The organism is Paenibacillus sp. FW126-R14 (assembly GCF_058789495.1).
Genome location: NZ_JBYTBS010000001.1, coordinates 207613 through 231296, shown reverse-complemented (window position 1 = coordinate 231296; position 23684 = coordinate 207613). Strand labels below are relative to the sequence as shown.

Sequence of the window (23684 nt, the reverse complement as noted above, 5' to 3'; positions counted from 1 at the left end):
ATCAGGTCAAAGTAGGCTGCTTACGGTATGCGGCGCCTGGATGATCTTCGGGCAGTCTGCTTACGCCCACCCCAAACAAACGTTCGCGAAGCGTCGATTCCTCATACTCTTCCCGAAACAATCCTCTGCGCTGCAGTTCAGGCACGACGAGCTCCACAAAATCGCGCAGCGTATCCGGCGAGACGATCTGCGTGACGTTAAACCCGTCGATCCCCGCCTTCTCTACCCAAAATTGCATCTTGTCGGCTACCTCTTCCGGCGTCCCGACGACGAACAGTCCCCGTCCGCCAAGCGTACCCAACGTTTCCATGACTTCCCGGACCGTCTTCGGACGCGGGCTGTCTTTCGTAAATTGGGCCGCTGCCGTCTGCCCATGGTCCGTTTCCGTGTAGGCTAGAACGTCATCCGGGTCGTATGCGGACAAATCATAGCCGCTTCCTCCCCCGTAATGAGTCAGTACGCCTTCCAAACTATACAGCTTTTGAAAGCTCTCAAACTTGCTCCACGCTTCTTCTTTCGTTCGTCCGACAATGGCCAGCAGACCGGTCATCAGCTTAATATGCTGGGGATCTCGGCCAAAGGCGGCTGCTTGTGCGCGAATATCCGCCCCATATCGTTTCAGCGTCTGAACGTTCCCGCCGCCTAGAAAGACGGCTTCCGCATGCTTCGCTGCAAACGCGCGCCCGCGCGCTGAACTGCCGGCCTGATAAATGACCGGCGTCCGCTGGATGGAAGGCTCGCTTAAGTGAGGTCCGGGAACCTTGAAATATTTTCCCTCATGATGGATGAGATGCACTTTGTCGGGGTCCGTGTATATGCCATTTTCGACATCGCGTATGACCGCATCGTCTTCCCAACTGCTTTCCCAAAGCTTATAGGAAACGTCCAAATATTCTTCGGCTATTTCATAGCGGTCGTCATGCTTGATCATGTGATCCAAACCGAAGTTGCGGGCAGCACTCGGCAAGTACGAGGTCACGACGTTCCAAGCGACTCTGCCCTTCGTTAAATGATCGAGTGTCGACATCCGCCTTGCATGGCCGAAGGGCTTCTCGTACGTCGTGGAAAAGGTGACGGCGAAAGCCAGATGCTTCGTGACGAGTGCCATCGGCGGCACGACGAGAAACGGATCGTTGCAAGGAATTTGCACCGCTTCACGAATCGCCGTCTCCGGCCCTTGCTTGTAGACATCGTACACGCCGACAACGTCAGCCAAAAATAAGGCGTCAAACTTCCCGCGTTCCAGCAATTGCGCCAGCTCCGTCCAATAACGGATATCTGTGTAACGATGCCGGTTGTTGTCCGGATGCCGCCATAAGCCGTGCGCAATATGCCCGACGCAGTTCATTTCGAAGGCATTGAGGTGAATTTTTTTGGGCATGCGGATCTCCTCCTTCCTTACAGCTACAGCCTTTTATCCAGTTTGCGTACGACGTAATTCCCTGCGAATTGAAAAACTTGCACGAACAGCACCATAATGACGATCGTAACGAACATGACATCGGTTTGATACCGGTAATAGCCGTAGCGGATGGCAAAGTCGCCGATGCCCCCGCCTCCGACTAGTCCCGCAACCGTAGAATAGGAGAGGAAACTTACGGTAACAATCGTAACCGCGTTCGCAATACCGGATCGAGCTTCCGTATACAGCACCTTCCAAACGATCTGGAATTTATTGGCCCCCATCGATTCGGCCGCTTCAACCACACCGCGATTGACGTCCAGCAAAATTTGCTCGATAAATCTGGCAAAATACGGTACCGCATTGATGATCATCGGCACAGTGGCAGCTGTTGTGCCCAGCGCCGTACCGACGACAAGCCGGGTGAACGGAATAATGGCAATCATCAGGATAAGAAACGGAAACGAACGAACCAGATTGACGAATCCATTCAGAATGAGATAAAACTTAGGCCATTTGAGAAAAGAATCCGGCCGTGTCAGGAATAAAATCGTCCCTAGCGGCGTGCCGATGGCAACGGCAATTGGAATTGTCAATATAAGCATGTATAGCGTTTCCAGCAGCGCCTTAATAAGTTCAGGCCACGCAGTGGCTATGTTATCAAACATAGTGGGCCTCCAGTTCTCTCTCCAGTGAAATTTCGTTATTGAACAAATACTGGGCGATATTGGATTGAGGCACGATATTGGGCTCGCTCAAATCGAATTTCTCCACAATGACCCCATGCTCCATGACCGCCACTTTATTGCAAATTGCTTTCACGACGTTCATCTCATGGGTCACGATGACGATGGTAATCCCCAGATTGCGGTTAATTTCCTTCAATGCAGCCAAAATGCTGCCTGTCGTCTGCGGGTCGACGGAAGAAGTCGGCTCGTCGCACAGCAGAATCTTCGGATTGTTGGCAAGGGCCCGTGCAATCGCGACCCGCTGCTTCTGCCCTCCGCTCAGCTTGGCCGGGTACGCCTTGGCCTTGTCGGATAAGCCGACCATTTCGAGGCAGCTCTCGATGCGTTTGTGCCGTTCGGCCTTTGGCATCTTGGCGATTTCAAGCGGGAAGCTCACATTGTCATACACAGTTAGATTGTTAAGCAAATTGAAATGTTGAAAAATCATTCCGATCGAAAGCCGTTTCTTCCGCAGCTCGCGCAGCGGAAGCTGCGTCAATTCCTCGCCATCGACGATGACACGGCCTTCGTCCGGCCGCTCCAGCAGGTTGATCGTCCGCAGCAGCGTGGATTTGCCCGCTCCGCTGAAGCCGATCAGTCCGTAAATATCGCCTTGCTCAATCTGCAGCGAAGCGGAGGATACCGCATGCAGCGGTCCTCCGGCAGTTGCGAACGTTTTGCTTATATTTTGCAGGGTAATCACGGAAAGCCCTCCCCTTCGTTATTTATTCAAACTTTCCAATGTTTCAATGGCGTCTCCGTATTTTTCCTTATAAAAATCTTTGACAGCCTGACTTTCATAAGCTTTTTGCAGCGCTTTGACTTTAGGTGTGCCAAGCAGCTTGTTATTCACGGCCACAATTCCTTTGTAAGGCAAATCTTTTCCCGTCTCCAACGCCAGCGCGTCCTGTTTCGGTTTATAACCGATCTGAACCGCAGTTCCGGCAAACAAGAAGCCTACGTCAACGTCGTCAAGCGTTCTCTGCAGCATCAATTGGTCGACTTCCTTAAATTTGTACTTATGAGGATTATCCGTAATATCTTTCAGCGTCGCATGGATGACATCCACGCCGTCCTTCAATTTCAGGAGCCCCAGATCGCGAAGCATGAAAAGCGCGCGTCCGTTGTTTGCCGGATCGACGGGAATACCGATGAGGGCGCCGTCAGGAACCTCTTTGAAAGATTTATATTTCTTCGAGTACAAGCCTGAAGGCGTGAATGTCGTATAAAAAGCGCGCGAGATGTTCTTGAGACCCTGATCCTTTACGAATTGATCGAAATACGCCTCGTGCTGAAACGAATTCGTGTCCGCTTGGCCGTCGTTTACGATTTTATTCGGTTGGACAATGTCGTTTACGATCACATGGTCAAGCGTGTAGCCGTCCTTGGCCAATTCCGCTTTTAAAATTTTGACAATCTCCCCGTTGAACCCGGCATCGCTCATCACATGATGAATCACCTTGTCTTCCGGATTAGCGGTCGCAGCCGCTTTCGAACTGGCCGCAGGCTGAGCGGCACCGTTAGTGCTTGCCGTGTCCGCTTTGGAGCAAGCTGCAAGAAGGAACACGAGGGCAAGGATAACGGACATTGCGGTGAGTATGGTTGGTTTTTTCATCTTTTTTTACCACTCCTTTAATCTGAAATTTGTATGTTAAAAAAAGAGACTAAGACGACGGCCCCAGCCGAGCGTCGTTGTCCCCAGTTGTCTGGTCGGTATGTATTGATATGCCTACTCCTGTTTGCCAAGCGAATGGCGGACGCGTACCGTTAACTGCGTAATCGCCGACAATTCGCTCTTTATAGATCAAAGGGTTATGCGAAGCGATGGTCCTGGCATTCCGCCAATAGCGGTCAAGCCCCTTCGAGCGGGCTGTCGCCGAAGCGCCAAGCGCATCGAAAATGGCAGCCGTAGCCTCAAGTGTCAGCCTCGCGACAATGGTCTGCGCTTGCGCCACTTCCACCTCCGCTTCGACGTTTGCTCTGTCCGCGTATCCGGCGTCCTCCGACAACTGGGCGTCGCACGCCCGCTGCACGGCCTCGGCCGCCTTCAGCACGATCGCGCCTGCAGCGTACGCCTGACTGTGTACACGTCCGGCCACCTGCAGCACTTGAGGATCTTCGCCGGCCCGGGCGGCCGATGCGTGCGAGTACGTTCTCCGCCGTTCGACGACCGCCTCGGCAACATCTCTTGCGGCCGCCCTGGCTATGCCTGACAGCGTGGCAAGATGAACCATTTGGGCAAACGCAGTGCCATATTTCGTGTAGGTTTCGCGCTCGAATACGTCTTCTCGCTCCACCGGCGTATTGACGAACCTCGTCGTGCCGCTGCCCGTCAGCGTTTGGCCGAAGCCGGCCCAATCGTCCACAATGTCGACGCCTTCCGCCGCCGCCGGAACGAGGGCTGAGACGATGTCGTCTTCTCCAGCCGTCGCGCTTACGACAATCCAATCGGCATAGATGGTGCCCGTGGAATAATATTTAACGCCGTTCAAACGAAGCCGCTCCTCCGTCCCGGACAATGTGGAAGCGTAGCTTCCCACCTTGTTTTCCCCGGTCTCCGTCAAGGCATTCCCGACGATCGCTCCGGCTGCGATGCGCTGTAACCAGCGTCGCCTTCGTTCTCCATATGGCAAGCTTAATATTCTTTCGACGAAGCCGAAATGAATCCGCAGCGCTTGCGTCACATTGGAATCCGCTGCTGACAATTCGATCAGCAGTCCAAATAATTCGGGCAGCGTGGCACCGAACCCGCCTTCCTCCTGCGAAATACGGAGAGTCCCGAAGCCGCACTCCCGCAGCCATTCGATCTCTTGGTGAAGAAGCTTACGGTTCAGCTCCCGATGAACGGCTCCTTCGCGAATTCGTTGAAAGGCCGGCCGGAATCGCTCGGCCAGTCTCGTATAGTTGTCCGATGGGCCGCAGCCCCAAACTCCCTCGGTATGTCCCATTTTGCTCCTCCTTGATCCTGATCTGTGCGGTGCCCTTTCACGTTCAAGAGGATGCGACCGACCGGTTATGGGCATTCGGCAAAATATCGTTGGCCACCATTTCGCCAAATGGACTTACGAATGCATACTTCTCTTTCGGCGCCTCCCTGTTGCTAAGCGGAAGCTTGGGGAAAAGCAATTCTTGGACCCGGAAGGCTTCTTCCAAGTGCGGATATCCAGACATGATGAATGTTTCGATGCCCAGCTCACGGTACTCCAGCATCCGCTCCGCAATTGTGTCCGGATCGCCGACCAATGCCGTCCCTGCCCCCCCTCTGACGAGGCCGACGCCTGCCCAGAGATTCGGGCTGATCTCCAGCTTGCTGCGATCTCCCCCGTGCAGCTCTGACATCCTCCGTTGTCCGACGGAATCCATTTTGGCGAAGGACGCTTGCGCTTTGGCAATCGTAGCGTCATCCAAGTTCGAAATGAGGCGGTCTGCAGCGGCCCAAGCCTCATCCGCCGTCTCCCGGACGATGACATGCAGCCGTATTCCGAAGCGGACTTTCCGTCCGCTTTTTGCAGCGAGTTCCCGGACGGTCTCTATTTTTTCTTTGACTTGCCCAGGCGTTTCTCCCCATGTTAAGTAAACATCCACATGATCCGCAGCGATTTGTTGAGCGACAGGCGACGAGCCTCCGAAGTAAAGCGGGGGATAAGGCGTTTGAACCGGCGGATACAAAATTTTCGCATTTTCCACCGTGATATGAGATCCGTCGAAGTCGACCTGCTTCCCCTGCATAAGCTTTCGCCAGATCGTTAAATACTCATCGGTAAGCTCATAGCGCGTATCGTGATCGAGCAGAAGTCCGTCTCCTCTTGCCTCGGACGTATCTCCGCCTGTTACGATATTGATGAGCAATCTTCCTTGAGACAATCTGTCGAAAGTGGCCGCCATCCTTGCCGATAACGTCGGCGACATAAGCCCTGGCCGCAGTGCGACAAGGAACTTTAGCCGCTTTGTAGCCGGGATCAGCGCAGAAGCCGTTACCCAAGCGTCCTCGCATGATCTTCCCGTTGGCAGCAATACGCCGCTGAAGCCAAGCGAGTCAGCCGCTTTCGCAATTTGGGTAGCATAGTCCAAGTCCACCTCTCTAGCTCCCTCTCCCGTACCCAAGTATCGTCCGTCTCCATGCGTCGGTATAAACCAGAAAATTTCCATAATGCGATCCATCCTTTCTTGTAAATAAAAAGGAGACCTAATCAGCCCTATAAGGCAGAAGGTCTCCGGGTGTCCGGTTGACAGTCATTAAGCATATCTAGCTTCCGTTTACAGCTCCCCGCTTTGCGGACTCTTTGATGAGCTTCCAAATCGGAGCGGTCAAACTTTCTTTATCGTGGGTCAAATATTGATTGGCAAATCCCCGTACAGGGTCCCCGGCGTAAAATCTCTCATACAGCTCATGCCTGGAGCCGAGCGGGCTCCCCACCAAATCCCAGGCGAGTTTGAACAACTGCACCTTTTTCTCGGCGCTGACTTGCGCCCCCTCGAAATACTCGCTCATTAATTCGGATATGGTGCCATAGAAATCTTCGATACTGGCAGGCACTTGAACAAACCCGCCACCGCCAATTTGCTGTAAAATTTCAACCGCACGCGGATAAAACTTCGTCCCTATGTTTCTGGCCGTGTTTATGTAAGACAGCTCAGGGACCAAAACGCCATGCTCATCATATTGAGCTTGCGTCTCGGAAGCAATGACCAGCGCTTTGATCGTATCGATTTGCGTTAACAATTCGCCGAGTTTTTCTTGAATGTGGAGAAACCCGCCTACGCCGATAGCTTCTGCAACAGCAAACGTGACACCGGTAATAAATTCAAGCTTCGCAACATAGCGCACCACATTTTGATGAAAAGCTAGTGCATTTGCCGTCTTATTCGCCCTAAGCGTCATAACCTTATGTGCATCGCCGAACATCAATACGCGTTCCCAAGGAATCAATACATCGTCGAAAAACAGCACGGCATCCATTTCGTCATATCTTGCGCTCAGCGGATAATCGTGCGCTTTCTCGCTCGCATACGATTGCCGGCAAACGATGTGAAGGCCTGGGGAATTGGCCGGCACGATTAAGACATGCGCATGGTTCCGATTGGCTTGTTCCAATTTAAGAAAAGAGAAAATAACAAAGTCATGCGTATACGGCGCACCAGTCGCAATCATCTTGGCGCCTCTGACGACAATGCCTTCGCTCGTCTCCTTCACCACATGCAGAAAGCGGGATGCGATTCGGTTATCGTCCAATCCGCTCGATCTGTCAATTTGGGGATCAATGATAGCTGTCGTCAGAAAAAGATCGTTGTCTCTGGCCGTTTCATAGTAAGCTGTAATTTTCTGCGCAAAGCCGGGCTCCAATCGATCAAGCTCGTGGCGCGCAGCATACCATCCGGTGATGAAAGAACGGGCGTAATCCGAGAGCCTGCTCATCATGCCGTTGCATTGCTTGGACCAAAAGGCGAAGGATTGGCTTCTCCTTGCAAGCTGCTCCGGCGTATAAGGAACAAGGAAGGAACTGTGCGCGTAAGCTTCCCTGCCCTTGATCCGATAGCCTACCTGATCCCGAAGCTGGGGATCGTCTAGCGTATCGAATAGGTTGCGTATGGTTAATAAGGTTCCGCGAAAAGCTGGATGCGTGTCGAGTTGAGTGACTTTATTGCCACCCAGCCATACCGTCCTCCCATCATTCAAACTCTTTATAAACCTTTCGCCTCTCAAGCTCTCACTCCCGCCATTTTTAAATTTGATAATTCCGATGTATTAACTCAGGTATTGACTACATCATATCCGTCCAGCGCAGCGGGGTCAACAAACAAAAATGAATAAAATGACGCTTTTCGGACATATCCCCTCTTATTGACCAGTATCTTTCCACAAAACAAACAGTTATCGTTTAATTGTGCATTTTCAAGCTCATGGCCTGATAAAAGCCAATTGAAGCTATTCGGCTTAATTGAATCGCCATATAGTTCGGGGAATACATCATCCCTTGTTTTAACCAGGTTATGACAATTCCGACGATCCAAGATGCCATGCTTTCCAGCAAAATATCCAAAGGAACCGGCTGCTTCTGGTCCATTCGATTGTTGTCCACCCGTTGGCCGATCGTGTGCTGTACAGCTTCAATCATGCGCTCTCCAAACCGTGATTCCGACAAATGAAACAACAGAACACGGTAATGCGGCGCCTGCTCGGACAAATGCATGAACAGCAGCAGGAAATAGGGATCAGGCACTTCTTGATGCGGTACATAGCCCAAAATTTGCGATTTATTGCTTTCATATACATTTACCAGCTCGGCAAGCTTATCTTTCATGATTTGTTCAAGCAAATCGTACTTGTCTTGAAAATGGGTATAAAAGGTGGACCGGCTAATGTCCGCAGCCTCTGTAATATCCCTCACGACGATGGTTTCGAATTCCTTCTTTTCACAAAGCGACAAGAATGCACTGGTAATATGATGTCTCGTTTTATGAACTCGTCGGTCTGATCGTAAAACATTCATACTCATCTCCCTTTCACATTCAAATACTTGACATTTTCGGCTGATTTGTCCGATATCGGACATTTTCTGGCATTATGTTCCTCTTCTTGAATTTGTTATATGTAATCATAAATCACAATTCATAGTTAATCAATTGGAATTATAATGTTTGGCATAAAAAGCGCAATCCATTGTGTATAAAAAAAAACGATGTTCACTTTGAACTGCTGGCAGCGGATCGGAGTCTAAGTATATTGTTTTAGGAATTGACACTTTGGGGGAACTAACATCATGAAGGAAATCAAACACAATCATCTGCGCTATATGCCTGGATTGGATGGGATCAGGGCGCTCTCGGTCCTTGCTGTAATTGCCTATCATCTCAACTGGGGGTGGGCTTCAGGGGGATTCTTAGGGGTGAGCGTATTTTTTGTACTCTCCGGCTACCTGATCACGGATATGCTGATTGAGGAGCGCAAAACCAAACATCGTATCGATCTGAAAAGGTTTTGGATACGCCGTATTCGCAGATTGCTTCCTGCCATGTTGTCGATGATCGCTGCTGTCGCCGTCTTTCTGGCGATTACGAATCCTTCGAGGTTAACTTCCATTCAGGGGGATATTTGGTCGGCGGCAACCTATACAAGCAACTGGTATAACATCTTTCACCATGTCTCCTATTTCGAGAGCTTCGGCCCCCCCTCTCCGCTCGGGCATCTTTGGTCGCTTGCTATAGAAGAACAATTTTATTTATTATGGCCTCTGCTTGTCATTGGCTTGAGTCGTTTCTTTAGCCCAACTCGCGGTAAGTTTGTTTTACTCACCCTCACCGGCGCCATCCTTTCTTTTATCTCGATGGTGCTTTTATATGAACCCGGTACTGACCCTAGCCGGGTATATTACGGAACGGATACAAGAGCATTCGGGCTCTTGATCGGTGCATCCCTTGCTTTTATATATCCAAGCCGTAAACTGCTCGCTCCTAGTAAAAATCGTTCATGGATCAATATTGCGGGTGCAATTGGACTTTTGGTTATCATCTGCATGTTCCTTCGGACTGGAGAATACGATCAATCGCTGTACACCGGTGGTATGCTTCTACTTTCATTAGCATCCGCTTTCGTTATTGCAGCGGCGGCAAGCCCAACTGGCTTTGTTGGCAAAATACTGAGTTGGAAGCCTCTACGCTGGATCGGCGTACGTTCTTACTCCATTTATCTTTGGCACTATCCGGTGATTGTATTAACTAGTCCGGCTAATCCTAATACGGCTCCAAGTTACTTGCTCCAAATCATGCAGATTGCACTAAGTATCGGATTTGCGGCTTTGTCCTATTCCTTCATCGAAAATCCGTTCCGAAGCGGCAACTGGCACATTTGGACCACAATTCCCGGCTTTCGACGGAAGAAGATGGCAGCTTTGTTTCAATTTAAATTCTTATTTGGACTCGTACCGGTTGTCATTCTCGCGCTGATCCTCGTTGCCGGCCTGTTTGACCGGAGCAGCACAGAGGTAGCATTCACTACGCAAAATCTGACGAACCCGGATGCGGTTTCCTCGACTTCCGTTCCAATGCCTGAATTAACGAGCAGTGTCCTGACATCTTCTCCTGCCGTTAATACATCGCCTGAAGTGACAAAAGCTGTTCCGACGCCTTCTCCTAAAAGCAAGAATTTGCCTGGCCCTGTGCTGACAAGCCCTGTCCCGACATCTTCTCCTGAAGGCAAGAATCCGCCTGAATCGACGGGTCCTGTCCCGACAGCAGCACCTGAAGCCGAAAGCTCACCTGCTTTGCCAACTCCTGCCCCAAGCACAACAAATCAGGATAAAATAACACAGAGTGAGAAAAAGCCCGCCGCCCCGACGAACACATCCGGCGCTCATCAATTGGTTCCGTTAACCCAGCATGTTACAGCTATCGGGGATTCCGTTATTCTGGGCGCGGCGCCAGCTTTAGAGAAAATGATTGATGGGATTGCCGTAGACGGGAAAGTCGGTCGGCAGCTGTCGCAATCGCCAGACTTGATCAAGCAATTCAAAGCCGATAAGACATTAAGCGAAATTGTCGTTATTCACCTTGGGACGAACGGACCTTTTAAGCCGGATCAACTTGAGGAGCTCCTCGATACGATTGGGGAAGACCGCAAGATTATTCTCATGAATACACGCGTGCCCCGAAAATGGCAAGATACCGTAAATGATGCTTTGGCAGACGCAAGCAAAAAGCATGCGAATGTCAAACTTCTCGACTGGCATGCATCCAGCGAAGACAAGCCGGACTGGTTTGCGAACGATGGCGTTCACTTGACAACCAAAGGAGCTGAAGCGTACGCCAAGCTTATTCTTGATTCTGTTACTTCTATAAAAAAGAAGGATGATAAGTAAAAAGAGGCCTTCCCATAAGTGAAAATTAAAGGCGCGGGCCTCAGATTATATGGGATACCCTCTTCGTGCAATTTTACTTTCGCAGTCAAAATAGAGGAAAAATTTCCCTCTAATCTAACTGTAGAAGCCTTTCAGATCCATTTAGTGGGAAAAACTCCCTCTATTTGCACCAATATCATGAGAATTCTCTGATTCCGGTCAAATTAACGGGAGTTTTTCCTTACAATATTCCTGCGAGGTCATCATTCGAGCCATTTAGCGGGAGATTTTCCCGTTAACTTACCTCGCCTACTATTTTCGCATCCCTACAAACGTTTGGATCATTTCCCCGATCAATTGATCCGGCGAACGATCGGTTAGCCAGTTCTGGCCGAACATTTGAAACACTTTAATCGTCGGAAAGTCGCTCCAGAAACCGACAAACTCATCCGTCAACTCGACTTTGTCGACCACATGCCGGTTCATCTCCGTAAGATTGTCCAAGAGAATCGATTTCGCGGTCGAATCGCTGAGCCAATCGCTGAGCAAACTAAATTTATGCAGCGTCATTTCCTCGCTTTTGAACTGGCAATGTATTCTTTCTCTGATACGAATATCTCGGGACGAACTGCCAATGACGAGCTGAAAATAACCGGTTTCCGCGACCCACTTATTATACTTGGTGTTATAATAAGCGAAATCCCGTTCTTCGAGGACGAAATTGATCTCCTTGGTTTCCCCAGGCAGCAGCTCCACCTTCACGAAAGCTTTTAATTCCTTATCCGGACGAACCCACTTGCAATCCTCATCATGCACATACAGCTGGACAACCTCTTTACCTGGCATACCCCCCGTATTCTTCAACCGCAAAGTAACGGACACCTGCTCTCCCTGCTGTATAGCTTTCAAATCCGAATAGGCAAAGGTCGTATAGGACAAGCCATGCCCGAATGGGAATTGCGGCGCAATCTCTTTACTATCGTAGTACCGATACCCGACAAAAAGGCCCTCGCGATAATACAGCTTGCCGTTCTCTCCGCGAATCCGCTTATGGGATGGATTGTCGGAAAGCTTAACAGGAAAGCTCTCCGACAGCTTGCCTGAAGGATTCACCTTGCCAAACAAAATTTCAGCTATGGCTCTGCCTCCGCCCTGGCCTGTGAGCCAAGAATGCAGAATGCCAGGAACATGCTGCGCCCAAGGCCGCATAGCAAGCGCTGTACCGCTGCTCGTCACTACGATGCATCGCGGTTGAGCCGCGCATACTTGTTCAATCAACTTCACTTGATGCGGCGGCAGATGGATGCCTTCCAGATCGCGCATTTCCGATTCGGCATATTCCGGCTGACCTACGAACAGAATCGCGATATCGCTTTGCGACGCCAGTCGAACGCTTTCTTGAATCAACGCATCGTCTACTTGATCATGCTGCGGATATCCGTCAGCATAGGAAAGTGCAATCGAATCCCCCGCAAGCTCACGAATCTCCTCCCACGGTACATCAACCCGCGTTGGGGTAACTTTGGCACTCCCTGCGCCTTGCATTCTCGGCCGTTTGGCAAAGCTGCCTATCACAGCTATCGACGAGATGTTCTCCGGTTGGATCGGCAAAATTTGATTATCGTTTTTCAGCAAAACGATGCTTTCTGCCGCCGCTTTTCTTGCAAGCCGATGGAAATCCATTTCTGGTTTCTCCAACACATCCGCAGGATCCATTGTTTTACGAATCAGCTCCAGAATGCGGGAAACGACACGGTCAAGCTCAGCTTCGCTCAACTTGTCGCTTGCGACTGCTTCGATAATGGCTTTCGTCTGGTAATGGGCAGGCCCCGGCATTTCGATATCCAATCCAGCTTTCAAACCGCGGATCCGGTCATTAACCGCTGTCCAATCGGATAGGACCACACCCTCATATCCCCACTCTTCGCGGAGAATGTCATGGAGCAGGTGCTCATTTTCACTCGTGTACGAACCGTTCAGCAGATTATACGAGCACATAATCGTCCAAGGATTGGCCTTCTTAATAATTCGTTCAAAGGCGCTCAAATAAATTTCCCGCAGTGTCCGCTCGTCCACCTCCGAGCTGGTGACGAGCTTCTCATACTCCTGATTGTTACAGGCAAAATGCTTCACTGAAGCGCCAACCCCTTGGCTCTGCAGCCCATTTACGAACGCGGCTCCAAGCTCACCGCTGAGACAAGGGTCCTCTGAATAATATTCAAAGTTTCGTCCCCCAAGCGGCGTACGTTTCATATTAATCCCAGGACCTAGCAAAAGCTCAACGCCCATTTGTTTGCCCTCGATGCCCAGCGCAACGCCGACCTCGTGCAGCAGATCGGTATTCCAAGAGGAACCGATCGCCGAGCCCGTCGGATAACAGGTTGCCGGCATATTTTCACCTGTGATCCCCATTTCTTCGTCGCTATTTGTTTTACGAATACCGTTGGTGCCGTCGTACATATGGATCGGAGGTATGCCCAACCGCTCGACACCCTTTGTCATCCACATGTTTAATCCTGCGCATAAGCCCGCTTTTTCCTCCAGCGTTAATGCTTGCAGAAGCATCTCTGTCGTTTGTTTCATGTTAGCCAACTCCTCTTTCCTCATCATCCTTATCCTGCTGTTACTGAAGCTGATCTTGCTGTTCTTTCTTTAACTCTTGCATATCGTAAATTTTGTAGAACGGGAACCAAACGGCAAACATAATAAGCAGCACGACGGCCAGCAGCAGAAGTCCTCCTACTCCCGACATCAAGTAAGTCGAGATTCCAATTGGGGTATACCATAACTGAAACACTTTACTCGGGATTGCCGCCAGTCCCCAATCCAGGGCGAGATAGACGATAATCGGCGTAATGACGCCATTGATCCACATCGGAATCATGAGAATCGGATTGAACGCGATCGGCGCACCGTAAATGACCGGTTCATTAATATTGAACAACGAAGGAACGATCGTCGCTTTGCCAATCGTCTTCAGCTTTGTCGACTTGGCAAACAAAAACCAGATGACGAGTGGCAGTGTTGCCCCCATCCCTCCTACGCCAAGCCAGCCGCTGAAGAAGGTTTCGAACGTATTAATGTTCACCGGAGCCATACCTTGCGCGACTAATTTCGCGTTCTCTTCGATCGCCGGAATCCAGATCGAGTACAGAATAGGCGTAATGACCCATGGGCTAACTCCGAACGAATAGAGCACGACCCCTACAATATTAAATAAGGTGAATCCGATAAGCGTTTGGCTAATCGCATTCAGGGGTTTGAAGACACTGACGATCAAGCCGAAAATATCGAAATGCAGCTGATAAATCAATATCCATCCCAAGGTCAAAATCAGCGCAATAGGAACGAGAAAGTCGAACCAATCGACGATGAACTCGGGCAGCTTCGTATCTTTTTTGAACCAGGAAAACTTATTGAATGCATTCATAATGGCAGCAACCGCAATTCCGACAAGCAAGGCTGTAATCATCCCTGACGGACCGAACCGTTCCAGCACGAATTGGATGGTACCATCATCGCCAAAGGTTGGCTTCAGCAGCATCAAGTACAGCGAAAGTCCCGTCGCCCCTGATATGAGCTTGATTTTGTGGCGTTCTTTTTTCTGCATGACCATATACGGTGTCAAAAAGGCAATGAAAATGCCTAGAAGTCCGAAACTGAACGTTGTGATCGGCGTCAAATCCGGCATGCCAGGAATATATTCCTTTAGAATAGATACCAGCGTAATTAAGGAGCCGATAAAAATCATCGGAAGCGTAACCATAATCGCTTCTTGAATTGAATCCACCCATACGTTCTTGGTAAAGGCTTCAAGACGCGGGGCAAACCGCTCTGTCATCCACTTCATCAGACTATCCATATCAATTCCCTCCAAATGTATGTCTCTCGTTAACGTCGACAAACACAGTATACTTCGATTTGATAACGCTTTCTTGTTCTTCTTTGCGCAGATCAGGGTTCTTTTTTGTTGAAACGACGTTCCTGTCCTAGCTTTGCCATAAAAGAAATAGAGCTAAACAGCAAATAACACCCCTGCTGAAGAGCAAGGGTGCTATCGTACATAAGAAAAATCCTTTAGTATTGTTTCGTCAAGGTGATCAGTACCACGCCGTGAGGCGGGAGAATACAGGTATCCTCATAATGGTCTGTATGCTGGAGATGAAATGTTTTCATCGCCGGGCCGCATTTGCTGCGCAAATAACTTTCTTCCTCCCCGGTCAGATAAACCGGTGCGCCTAATCGGATCCATTCGTCATACACAGAGCCTTCATCACGGTTCAATTGGTAACGCGTTACTTTGTAGCTCCCCTGCAGCTCCTCCAGCCTGACATGGAAGGCCATGTCGCCTTTCTCCTCGAATACCGTGTACCTGCTCGTTTCCGTAAGGCCTGACCAATCCCCGCTTGCAAAGAGCTGATCGACGTGTACATAGTTGTACATCAGCACCTGTATGCTGCCGTCGCCGCCACCTGTTACGATAAAACCATCGCCTTCGGCCATTACACGATTTCCGAGTTTCCCCAGCAGTTCAAGCCCGTAATAGCTGGGCTTTTTCAGCCCCAACCGGTTCATGAGTCCAAAGCCGCCGTAAAACAGGGAAGGCAGAACGTGGCTTTCTTCGAACACATCTGTAAAAGACCAATAGGCGATTCCCTCCACCATCCCTCTGGCGCGCAAAGCATGATGAATAACGAATGGCGCCATAAACATAGTATCGTGTATAAAGTTCCGATCATAGAGCGAGAAATTCCATTCGGTAATAAACATCTCGAGCGATGGATGTGCTTCGGCATGAATCTGATCCTTTAAACGACAAATGGTATCTGTATAGAAGGAAGGAGGCATAATAGTAGTGAGCTTCTCCGCCTCCTCCTTTTTATTGGGATACTCGGAGTAAACATGAAACGAGAAAAAGTCAAGCGGCGCTTGTTCCCGATGGCAAAAGGCCATAAAATCCTCCGCCCAGCTATCGTTCCAAATCGAACCGTAACCGAGAGCAGGCCCACCTACTTTAAGCTCCGGGGCGATGGCTTTTATCGCTATTGCCGTCGACTTATAAAAGCTAAAAAATTGTTCCTTCGTTCCAGCCCAACATAAGCCTGTGAGGTCAGGTTCGTTCCATACTTCAAAGTACCACTTTGTAACTTCCTCACGCCCATAGCGATTAAGACAGTGACGAACAAAAGCGCCGACTAGGGCATCCCATTTCTTCTGATCGGCCGGAGGCGCAACATTCCCCTTCCACCAAAAGATCGTCTCATTCGAGCTGCGAAGCAAAGTCGGCATGAAGCTCAGTTCCACAAAAGGCCGTATGCCGCACTCCAATAAAAAATCATATAGTTTATCGACATAGGCCCAATTGTAGATGGGGTTCCCGTCTTCCGTCTCTTGATACACCATCATTTCATCATTGAAAATACCGTGGAAACGAATGTGTGAAAACCCAATGTTTCGCTGCAAATCGCGAAATTGTTCCTGCCAGTCCGAACGCAGTCCTTCAAGCGCCCTTCCACCATTGATGATTTGCTTCCATGGCTTTAAATGAGGTTTCGCATTAACATTGGCTCCAACTTGAATAGAGATTGGATCCTTATTCCATCTTTTCAGAGGAGATATATTAGTATCCCCTTTATCATCCTCCAGATGACGGAACAAAGTCTCCATCGCTTGTATGGTGTCAATCACATAGTAATCGCTGCTCGGTGACTCTTTGGTAAGCGAAGCCTTTTGATCACGGGTGCGTGTGGCAGCGGTTTTAAGTGTTTCCCTGAAAGAAGTTGGCGTCATATCGTACTTTTCCTTAAAGTACTTATTAAACAGCTTGACGTTGGCGAAGCCGCAGTCCAAGGCAATCTGGGTGATGCTTTTGCTGCTTGATTCCGTCATTTCGGCCACCGCCTTCTCCAGGCGAACCGACGTCAAATATTTTTGAAAAGGCATGCCGATTTTACCGCTGAAAAAATGAGCGAAGTAATGCAAGCTTAAATACTCTTGATCGGCAATCGCTTGCAGGGTCAGTTTCTCTCTATAGTGAGCATCGATATATTTTAACACCCGGTTTAGCCGGGTATAGTCTTGCGGCTTTCCATCAATTTGCAGCGCTTCGTTTTTGCCGGCGGAAAATTCCCGGGTCAGATAGCCTGTCAGCAGATGCAGATGGCCTAACGAGAAGCTGCGAAAACCTGGCGCAGTTTTGGTCGATTCCCATACGAGCTGGGCTAAATATCGGCGGATTTGGTTATAGCCTCCCTGATCTTCCGTCGTTCTCCGGGAAGAATTGCATGCAACGAACGTTTCACCCTCCAATAAAACAGGGCTGAACTGCAGCGTGAGAAGCACGTTGTCTTGCAGGGTGCGTTCTAATTTATGTACAGACATGCTGTTTACTACAATAATGTCGTCTTGTTCAAGATCATACTGCTGCTGATCCACCAGGATGGTTACGGCTCCTTGCAGGACATAAATGATCTCGACTTCTTTGTGCCAGTGGTAAGGAACATGCGCAACGCTGTTCACGAACAAATGCATAGGCAAGTCATCTTGATGTTTGATAAATTCGTACAGGTATCGCATGGGTCGACCTCGCTTTCCATACAAATATTATGTACCGAATACGAGGAAGATACAACAGGAGTCACGCTTCTGTGATCAAGATAAAGGGGAAATTCCCTCTAATTTGACCGCAGAAGCTCGTCAGATTTATTTAGCAGGAAAAGCCTTTTTCGTATAAACCACAATCTTCGGTTTGCCTCCTCCGTTCTCCCTCGCATAATAATAATGAGAAACGTTGTTTGTCGTCTGCGAGGTGATAACCAGACTTAGCTGCTTGTCGCCGGCAAGCTCAGTCTTATATTGAGAGCTGATATCAACATCCACGGTATTCTCTGGGGATGGCATGCTCCATTTCCCCAATACAGCCCCTCCCGCAGGCTTGTTCGTATAAATGATAGACGTTTCTCCCCAAGAATCATCTTGGACAAACTGCGCTTGATCGGTAAACGTTCCCGCCGAAGCCGATGTCAGCCGCAGTTTCGCAGCAAATGCGTTGGAATTTGCCGGTACATCTCCTAAATCAAATCGCAGGTACGAATGGCGGTAAACACTTGAACTAGTCGAGTTTCTTACCTCCAGTTTTTTACCGGTGCCATAGTTCGTCGTCGGATTGCCCGCCCACACGTACGCATCTGCGGTCACATCCAATTCAAAGAAGTCCGGTTGACCCAATGTATGGTTGGTTATCCGATACTGATCGTTAGCTGGACTATTCATCACCAATTTTCCAATATCGGAGATGACGGGTGCTCCTGTTTGAAACGCGAAGTGGTCCGCAATTTGAACTTCCGGCTTGCCCCGGGGAGCGATATAAACGTTATATGTTTTCGTGTCCAAATCGGCCAGTAACGTGACATGATAAAGCTCATTCGCTTTATAGTCCAGTCTGACATTTTGCCCATACGTATTGCCATTTCGGACATCGAAGTAACCGTCAGAATTTAACCGGAGAATCATCGGCAAGCCTGACTCGCTGTTCACGACGGATGATTGTCCTGTATAACCAACTATCCCTCCAATTTGGTTAGCTGTCGGGAGCAGATCGAATTCGATGGATTGGACACCTGAATGTCCTGCCCCCAAATCGATGCTGTTCGAATAAGCGGAGGAAGATGACCATGACGGTACGCCTACCGCATAAATATAATCACCGGACACGGAAAAGTTGGAAATCGGGCTGCCATTCAATTTCACCGCCGTAACGCCGGGAGCTCGGATTGCAACGGCCGAAACGGCATTAGGGTCATTGGCGGCCACCAGATTCGATCCGGCAATCTCCAGAGTCGAACCATTCCAGTCTACGGCCATATCGGTCACCGGCATTTTAGATGCAATCACATTTGCTCCGTTATGCCCCAGCGTCGATCCCGATTTTAGAATGGCAGATTTGACCGTTCCGCTGCCTGTCTTTTCAATATAAGCCAGCTTGCCGTCAAAAGAAAAAGCATCGAAGTTGCGACTAAACTGCGGATTTTCTTCGTGAGACACATAATAATAGCCTGAAGTTCCAGCATCTCCGATATTGTCAACCTTCAGCGAACTGGCTATAGTAGTCGGGACAGACAGGGCAATTCGACTGACTTTAATGTCGCGCTGCTCACCCCCGGCGGTCGGATACAAGACCGTGTCAAATGTAGTGTTCCCGGACACGTTCTTCGTATAGGATGCATATGTAGCGTCAGACACGGAATAAAAAGCATTGGAATAATAGCCATGATCGAGCGTAGCCGTCAATTGCTCGGGATCGGCAGGCACGACTTGGATGTTGCCGTATGTGTCGCCAAATACGGTGCTAACTTTCTTGGCGGACGCATCTAACGCCGGATTGGCCGTAGGCAGAAAATGCCAAGTCTGTTGATACTTATTCGTTCCAGAAGGCGCTTCCAAAACATCTGAAACAATCGAGAAGGACGATTTCAGGAAAAGCGTGTCACGTGAATGCTTGAATCCAGGCACATTTTGGGTAACCCCCGTAACAAAGTTGAACTTGCTATTATCCGTCCAATCTTGAAACCAGCCTTCGGACAAATTTTGAGGCGTGTCGTTGATTTCAATCGTATTGTGCGATTCGGTCGAGTATCGCAGCCAGTTGGAAATCGGATCATTACTGTAGGAATACGCACCGGGATCGACCAATAAGGGTCTGCCATACGCATAATAAGTGATCGCATTATCATCGGGATGCCTGTGCGGCGCAGCTTGTTTCACGTTCGTAAACAAATAACGGTCATTTGGCGACCAACCGCTGCGCATCATGGCACTTTTACTGTCCGGATACAGAATGGACGTGTAGGAAGGCTTGGTTCCTTCCGCTCCCGCAGTTCCTACATAGCGCAAGGCGTCGTCGTTCGTAAGCTCACCTATTTGCTTAATCGTACCTTTGAGGTCGGTGTACTGACTGTCTCCGAAACTGACGGAGTAGCCGTTAGGATACGAAATATCGGCCAAGTATTTGCCCAAATGATTTAAATTGCTGTCAAATGCTCCTTGGAAAGGCACGTTATTCATCATTCCGAGCTGTTTGATTGCAATCATGGGAGCGGTTGTTACCGTCGTATACGTATCACTGGACTCCATGTACGAGCCATCTTTATAAATCAGTGTCGACATTAAAAAGTCATACCGGGAATAGGCCGTCGACAGCCAGGTTGCAGAATCGGTAAACTCAGGGAAATATATGCCTAGGGTATATAACCCCTCTGTTTCAACGGTTCCATGGTTGCCATCGGGACTAAATCCGCCAGGCGTATTTAAGTAATCCCCTATTTTCCAGAACGTTTTCAATAGATCCGTATTGGACTCAGCGCTCATGGAAGAACTCTCTCTTAACACATGATAAGCTTTCACCCAAGTCGAGGCCCGAATGCCTGTATCGAAATTTCTCGGAAAGGACCCTGCGCCAGACACGCTCGTCGAGGCATCGCCATCAACGATAAAATCGATCAAATAGTCGATATATTTCGCGGCGTAGCTTTCATTCCCCGTATTCATGTATTCCGCCAGAAGAGGACTAAGCCAGTAGAACCGGGTGATCTGATAATGGTATTCGATATCGGCAATCGTTGGCGCAGGACCCGCCCAGTCCGTACCCGTAGGCAGCCCTTGCCATGAAAACGTTTTACCATTATGGTTTGCATAAGTAAGCGTATTCTCATCCCAAGCCGTATCGCCCGATTTATAGATCATCACATCTATATTTTCATTTAACTCGGAATACCCTGATAATTTCAGCGCTGCCGCAGTAACCGTTCCTTTAATCAACGATAAATCAAAATTCAGATAAGCTTTGCGCGTATTCGAATCATAGGGAGCGCCGGATTCCTGTACCTGAAGCAATGGCTCACCGGCATGGATAACCGTATCATTTCCCCGAATATAGGTATCCTTCGTCGACGTCAAGTTTACTGTATGACCGCCTGTTTCATCCGAATATTGAATTTGGAGAGTGGGAAGGCATTGCGTGAGCGGTGTTTGCGAGCAATCTTGTTCACGACTGTAAATGTTCGCTCGATTCGTTCCCTTGTAGCGTCCCATCAGCATGAAGCTAAGATTGGTTCCGACCGCGCCTTGTACCGTCGAGAGCATATTCATGTTGTACGTTTTGGATGCAGACTCGACTGTAAACGTATTCAAATAAAATTCTTTAAGCGGCGTCGCAATTTGATCCATTAAAAGAGGCACCATCGTTGGATTTGCAACGAAATCAGTCGGAATCGTTCGGGTTGTTCGATTTTTGAAATAGTCCAGCAACTCCGCTTTAGCTCCCTCGTAATTTCCAGCTTTTACACTAGATTGTACGGTACTTAACCCTGGGAAACCGTCGTAGTTCAATTTGCCGGACGCAGTCCAACGCTGCGCAGCTTGATTCCAAACCCCGAAGAAAGTCGCATCCGACATGTTGCTCGCGCCAGAGGAAGCGCTTACAGTCGAAAACCCAGTGAATAAAGTCAACAACACTTGAGCAAAAACTAATAAAGCAACGAGTAAACAAGAACTCCTTTTTTTCTGTACGGCCAATAAATTTTTCATCATGCTACCTCCTTGTAATACGCATATTCACCACTCGTAGACAGAGGAATTCGCTTGCGTTGGATGGGTTACTTCGACCATAACTCCACCCAACGAGCTTGTGAACTCTCTTTGTTTTAGCATTGCACGCCTAACTAATTCATGAGGAACGAATGATCGTATCGCCATCCTTAACGGCAACCTCGTATCGCTGCTCCCCATAACTCAATTCGAAAACGCCGGCCCTCACCTCCTTTATCTGAACAGCAGGCTGCTCTTCCCCTTTATAAGGAACAAGCACAGTCAAAAAGCTCTTCGTCCCGCTGTATCGGCCCTGAAATTTCACTCGCGTAGAAGGTCTTGCGATATCATTCATATCCGATAGTCTTCCCGGCAGAAATGCCAGTTCCCCCTGCTCGCTAGTAAAGATAGCCAGATTCGCGATATCGCTTGTTGCTGTTACGACGCCTGCCGCTTCTTTCACATCCGTATAATCGAGATGAAAATAACGCTGCACGCTATGCCCTTCAAGCTCTTCTACCCGATCGGCAATCACAACAAACTTGCCACCCACAAGCGAAATATGACGATGATGGACAATCGGCTCATAATTCAGATGGCAGGCGCTTGCGATTTGGTAGAAGCCTCTGTCTTCCACATGATAGATCTCTCCCTTTTTTTGCGGACCATAGTCCCAGGAGCCTCTATATTCAAAATGATCACGGTCATCAATGAGAAGCGTGGAATGAAAGTCCGAGCTTTTAAACTGCTTGCGGTCCTCATCCTGCCTGAAGCAAAAAAGACCGGGATCGCACACCATATCTTTACCTAGCGCCGTGAAATCAAAGCTCATCAGATCGATATGAGCGTGAAAATTTTGAATCGGGCTGCGGCATGTAAACAAAAAGCTGAGCGCCTCGCGATCCCATCCGCTGCGAATAATCGCTTGATGAAGCGTGCGATTCCAAAACGTGGTTTGCTTATCGCAGGTATATTGCATTCCCTTCAAAGCCTGCAAATCGCTTACGAATCGCTCCACATCCAGCGCGCGCCATACGTGCCTGCTTGCCTCCTCCATAATTTCGCTCGTATCGATCAAGTTAGCGGAAAGCCCCAGCCAAGTCATATCCGTCAAAGCCAAATAGCCGTATACGCCGCCCATAATCGCAAGATTGTTGGCATGTGAATCGCCCACGGGTACACATTTCCCTGTCGGCCTTAGCGAATAGATCGAGTAATCCAGATTTTTCTTATAGCGCTCCATATAGGGCTCCGAGAACTGGAAGCCAAAGCGCTTGGCGAGTACGACGGCCAGACCAAACCAGAACATGCAGCCATTATGGTAGGAGGGGCAGCCTTCAATCTGTCCGCCATCCTCCGTCAGCTGGGCGAAGCAGCATTGCTCGATGCCGTCGATCGCAAAGTCTCTCCATTCCTCCGATTCCTTCAGCTCAGGGAAATACAGCGCTGTGGTCAAAATCCCCAAGCATTCCATTAAATAATGGTTATGATCCGCTTTGGGCCACAGCTGCGGCGATACTTTACGCAATATTTTGATCTGCTTGTAGACCGCAGCTACATACTGCTCCAGCACTTCCTCCGTAAACAACTCGGAATGTCCCAGATGCTCCAATACAAGCGGCCAAGTCTTATAGCTGCGAATGCCCAGCTCCAGTGCGCGAAGCGGATGACATTCCGAATAATAGCTGAGCGGAAGATCGATCATGTCTTCGGTCATTTCTACGGTTTCGATCCAGTTCAGTATTTCGTCGATCACTTTGCGGCCATATTTCTCATTCTTCGTTAAGGAATAAGCTTGCAATAAATCCTGCCAATCATTCATACGGTTAAGCTGCCATAAATACTCATTGTCATTATGTCTGCGCTCCAGCCAGCGGGGCGGATTGCCGACAAATTCCCTTACGCCGCCAGTGCCCGGCAGAATGAGCATGCCCTGATAAGCAAGCTCCGCCTTAGCTATCGTCTCCTGCACAAACTCAGGCAGATGAGCGGCAATATAGGCGCTCTTAACGTCCATTCGCTCTAATCGCGAACGTAAATTTCCCAGTAGCTCTGCCGTCGAAATCGGCTCCTTCAGCCATGCTTGTATGCTCATCGGTTCATCTCCCAACTTCATGCCTGCGTTAACATCATAGA

Annotated in this window: 14 protein-coding genes; 1 reads left to right on the top strand and 13 read right to left on the bottom strand. The window is 49.3% G+C overall.

Features of this window, described 5'->3' with window-relative positions; translation table 11 throughout:
- Position 1: 1 nt before the first annotated feature.
- The 8 genes from AC3WRW_RS00880 to AC3WRW_RS00845 all read right to left on the bottom strand — a co-directional run bounded on the left by AC3WRW_RS00880 (position 2) and on the right by AC3WRW_RS00845 (position 8621).
- Positions 2-1381 (bottom strand): LLM class flavin-dependent oxidoreductase, encoded by a 1380-nt coding sequence (locus tag AC3WRW_RS00880; protein ID WP_492544073.1) that lies wholly within the window; start codon positions 1379-1381, stop codon positions 2-4.
- Between the two features lie 23 nt (positions 1382-1404).
- Entirely contained in the window at positions 1405-2070 is a 666-nt protein-coding gene (locus tag AC3WRW_RS00875; RefSeq protein ID WP_492544071.1) for a methionine ABC transporter permease, read from the bottom strand.
- Positions 2063-2833, bottom strand: coding sequence for a methionine ABC transporter ATP-binding protein (locus tag AC3WRW_RS00870; RefSeq protein ID WP_492544069.1), 771 nt, complete (start codon positions 2831-2833; stop codon positions 2063-2065). Before AC3WRW_RS00870 ends, AC3WRW_RS00875 begins: the two co-directional genes overlap by 8 nt.
- Positions 2834-2851: 18 nt before the next feature.
- Entirely contained in the window at positions 2852-3745 is an 894-nt protein-coding gene (locus tag AC3WRW_RS00865; protein WP_492544067.1) for a MetQ/NlpA family ABC transporter substrate-binding protein, read from the bottom strand.
- A 49-nt stretch (positions 3746-3794) separates the two neighbouring features.
- On the bottom strand, positions 3795-5078 hold the full coding sequence (locus AC3WRW_RS00860) for an acyl-CoA dehydrogenase family protein (RefSeq protein WP_492544066.1): 1284 nt from the start codon (positions 5076-5078) through the stop codon (positions 3795-3797).
- A gap of 43 nt (positions 5079-5121) precedes the next feature.
- Entirely contained in the window at positions 5122-6279 is a 1158-nt protein-coding gene (gene ssuD / locus AC3WRW_RS00855; RefSeq protein WP_492544275.1) for an FMNH2-dependent alkanesulfonate monooxygenase, read from the bottom strand.
- A 97-nt stretch (positions 6280-6376) separates the two neighbouring features.
- Positions 6377-7834 (bottom strand): 4-hydroxyphenylacetate 3-hydroxylase family protein, encoded by a 1458-nt coding sequence (locus AC3WRW_RS00850; RefSeq protein WP_492544065.1) that lies wholly within the window; start codon positions 7832-7834, stop codon positions 6377-6379.
- A gap of 175 nt (positions 7835-8009) precedes the next feature.
- The gene (locus AC3WRW_RS00845; RefSeq protein WP_492544064.1) at positions 8010-8621 is read right to left on the bottom strand and encodes a TetR/AcrR family transcriptional regulator; all 612 of its coding nucleotides are present in this window, start codon (positions 8619-8621) and stop codon (positions 8010-8012) included.
- 270 nt (positions 8622-8891) lie between these two features.
- On the opposite strand from AC3WRW_RS00845, the gene AC3WRW_RS00840 reads away from it, so the two are divergent.
- Positions 8892-10985, top strand: a complete 2094-nt coding sequence (locus AC3WRW_RS00840; RefSeq protein ID WP_492544063.1) for an acyltransferase family protein — start codon at positions 8892-8894, stop codon at positions 10983-10985.
- Between the two features lie 291 nt (positions 10986-11276).
- On the opposite strand, the gene AC3WRW_RS00835 is transcribed toward AC3WRW_RS00840, so the two are convergent.
- The 5 genes from AC3WRW_RS00835 to AC3WRW_RS00815 all read right to left on the bottom strand — a co-directional run bounded on the left by AC3WRW_RS00835 (position 11277) and on the right by AC3WRW_RS00815 (position 23643).
- Entirely contained in the window at positions 11277-13547 is a 2271-nt protein-coding gene (locus tag AC3WRW_RS00835; protein ID WP_492544061.1) for a beta-glucosidase family protein, read from the bottom strand.
- Positions 13548-13587: 40 nt separating this feature from the next.
- The gene (locus AC3WRW_RS00830) at positions 13588-14826 is read right to left on the bottom strand and encodes a PTS sugar transporter subunit IIC (RefSeq protein ID WP_492544059.1); all 1239 of its coding nucleotides are present in this window, start codon (positions 14824-14826) and stop codon (positions 13588-13590) included.
- Positions 14827-15041: 215 nt separating this feature from the next.
- Positions 15042-17540, bottom strand: a complete 2499-nt coding sequence (locus AC3WRW_RS00825) for a GH39 family glycosyl hydrolase (protein ID WP_492544057.1) — start codon at positions 17538-17540, stop codon at positions 15042-15044.
- Between the two features lie 126 nt (positions 17541-17666).
- Complete coding sequence (locus AC3WRW_RS00820; RefSeq protein WP_492544055.1) at positions 17667-21548, bottom strand: CBM96 family carbohydrate-binding protein; 3882 nt, start codon at positions 21546-21548, stop codon at positions 17667-17669.
- A 139-nt stretch (positions 21549-21687) separates the two neighbouring features.
- Positions 21688-23643 (bottom strand): heparinase II/III family protein, encoded by a 1956-nt coding sequence (locus AC3WRW_RS00815; protein ID WP_492544054.1) that lies wholly within the window; start codon positions 23641-23643, stop codon positions 21688-21690.
- Positions 23644-23684: the final 41 nt, after the last annotated feature.

Excerpts from the sequence above, each read along its gene's own strand:
- AC3WRW_RS00845 (WP_492544064.1), bottom strand. The coding sequence starts at position 8,621 with ATGAATGTTTTACGATCAGACCGACGAGTTCATAAAACGAGACATCAT.
- AC3WRW_RS00835 (WP_492544061.1), bottom strand. The coding sequence starts at position 13,547 with ATGAAACAAACGACAGAGATGCTTCTGCAAGCATTAACGCTGGAGGAA.
- ssuD (WP_492544275.1), bottom strand. The coding sequence starts at position 6,279 with ATGGAAATTTTCTGGTTTATACCGACGCATGGAGACGGACGATACTTG.
- AC3WRW_RS00820 (WP_492544055.1), bottom strand. The coding sequence starts at position 21,548 with ATGAAAAATTTATTGGCCGTACAGAAAAAAAGGAGTTCTTGTTTACTC.
- AC3WRW_RS00875 (WP_492544071.1), bottom strand. The coding sequence starts at position 2,070 with ATGTTTGATAACATAGCCACTGCGTGGCCTGAACTTATTAAGGCGCTG.
- AC3WRW_RS00830 (WP_492544059.1), bottom strand. The coding sequence starts at position 14,826 with ATGGATAGTCTGATGAAGTGGATGACAGAGCGGTTTGCCCCGCGTCTT.
- AC3WRW_RS00815 (WP_492544054.1), bottom strand. The coding sequence starts at position 23,643 with ATGAGCATACAAGCATGGCTGAAGGAGCCGATTTCGACGGCAGAGCTA.
- AC3WRW_RS00865 (WP_492544067.1), bottom strand. The coding sequence starts at position 3,745 with ATGAAAAAACCAACCATACTCACCGCAATGTCCGTTATCCTTGCCCTC.
- AC3WRW_RS00825 (WP_492544057.1), bottom strand. The coding sequence starts at position 17,540 with ATGCGATACCTGTACGAATTTATCAAACATCAAGATGACTTGCCTATG.
- AC3WRW_RS00880 (WP_492544073.1), bottom strand. The coding sequence starts at position 1,381 with ATGCCCAAAAAAATTCACCTCAATGCCTTCGAAATGAACTGCGTCGGG.
- AC3WRW_RS00860 (WP_492544066.1), bottom strand. The coding sequence starts at position 5,078 with ATGGGACATACCGAGGGAGTTTGGGGCTGCGGCCCATCGGACAACTAT.
- AC3WRW_RS00840 (WP_492544063.1), top strand. The coding sequence starts at position 8,892 with ATGAAGGAAATCAAACACAATCATCTGCGCTATATGCCTGGATTGGAT.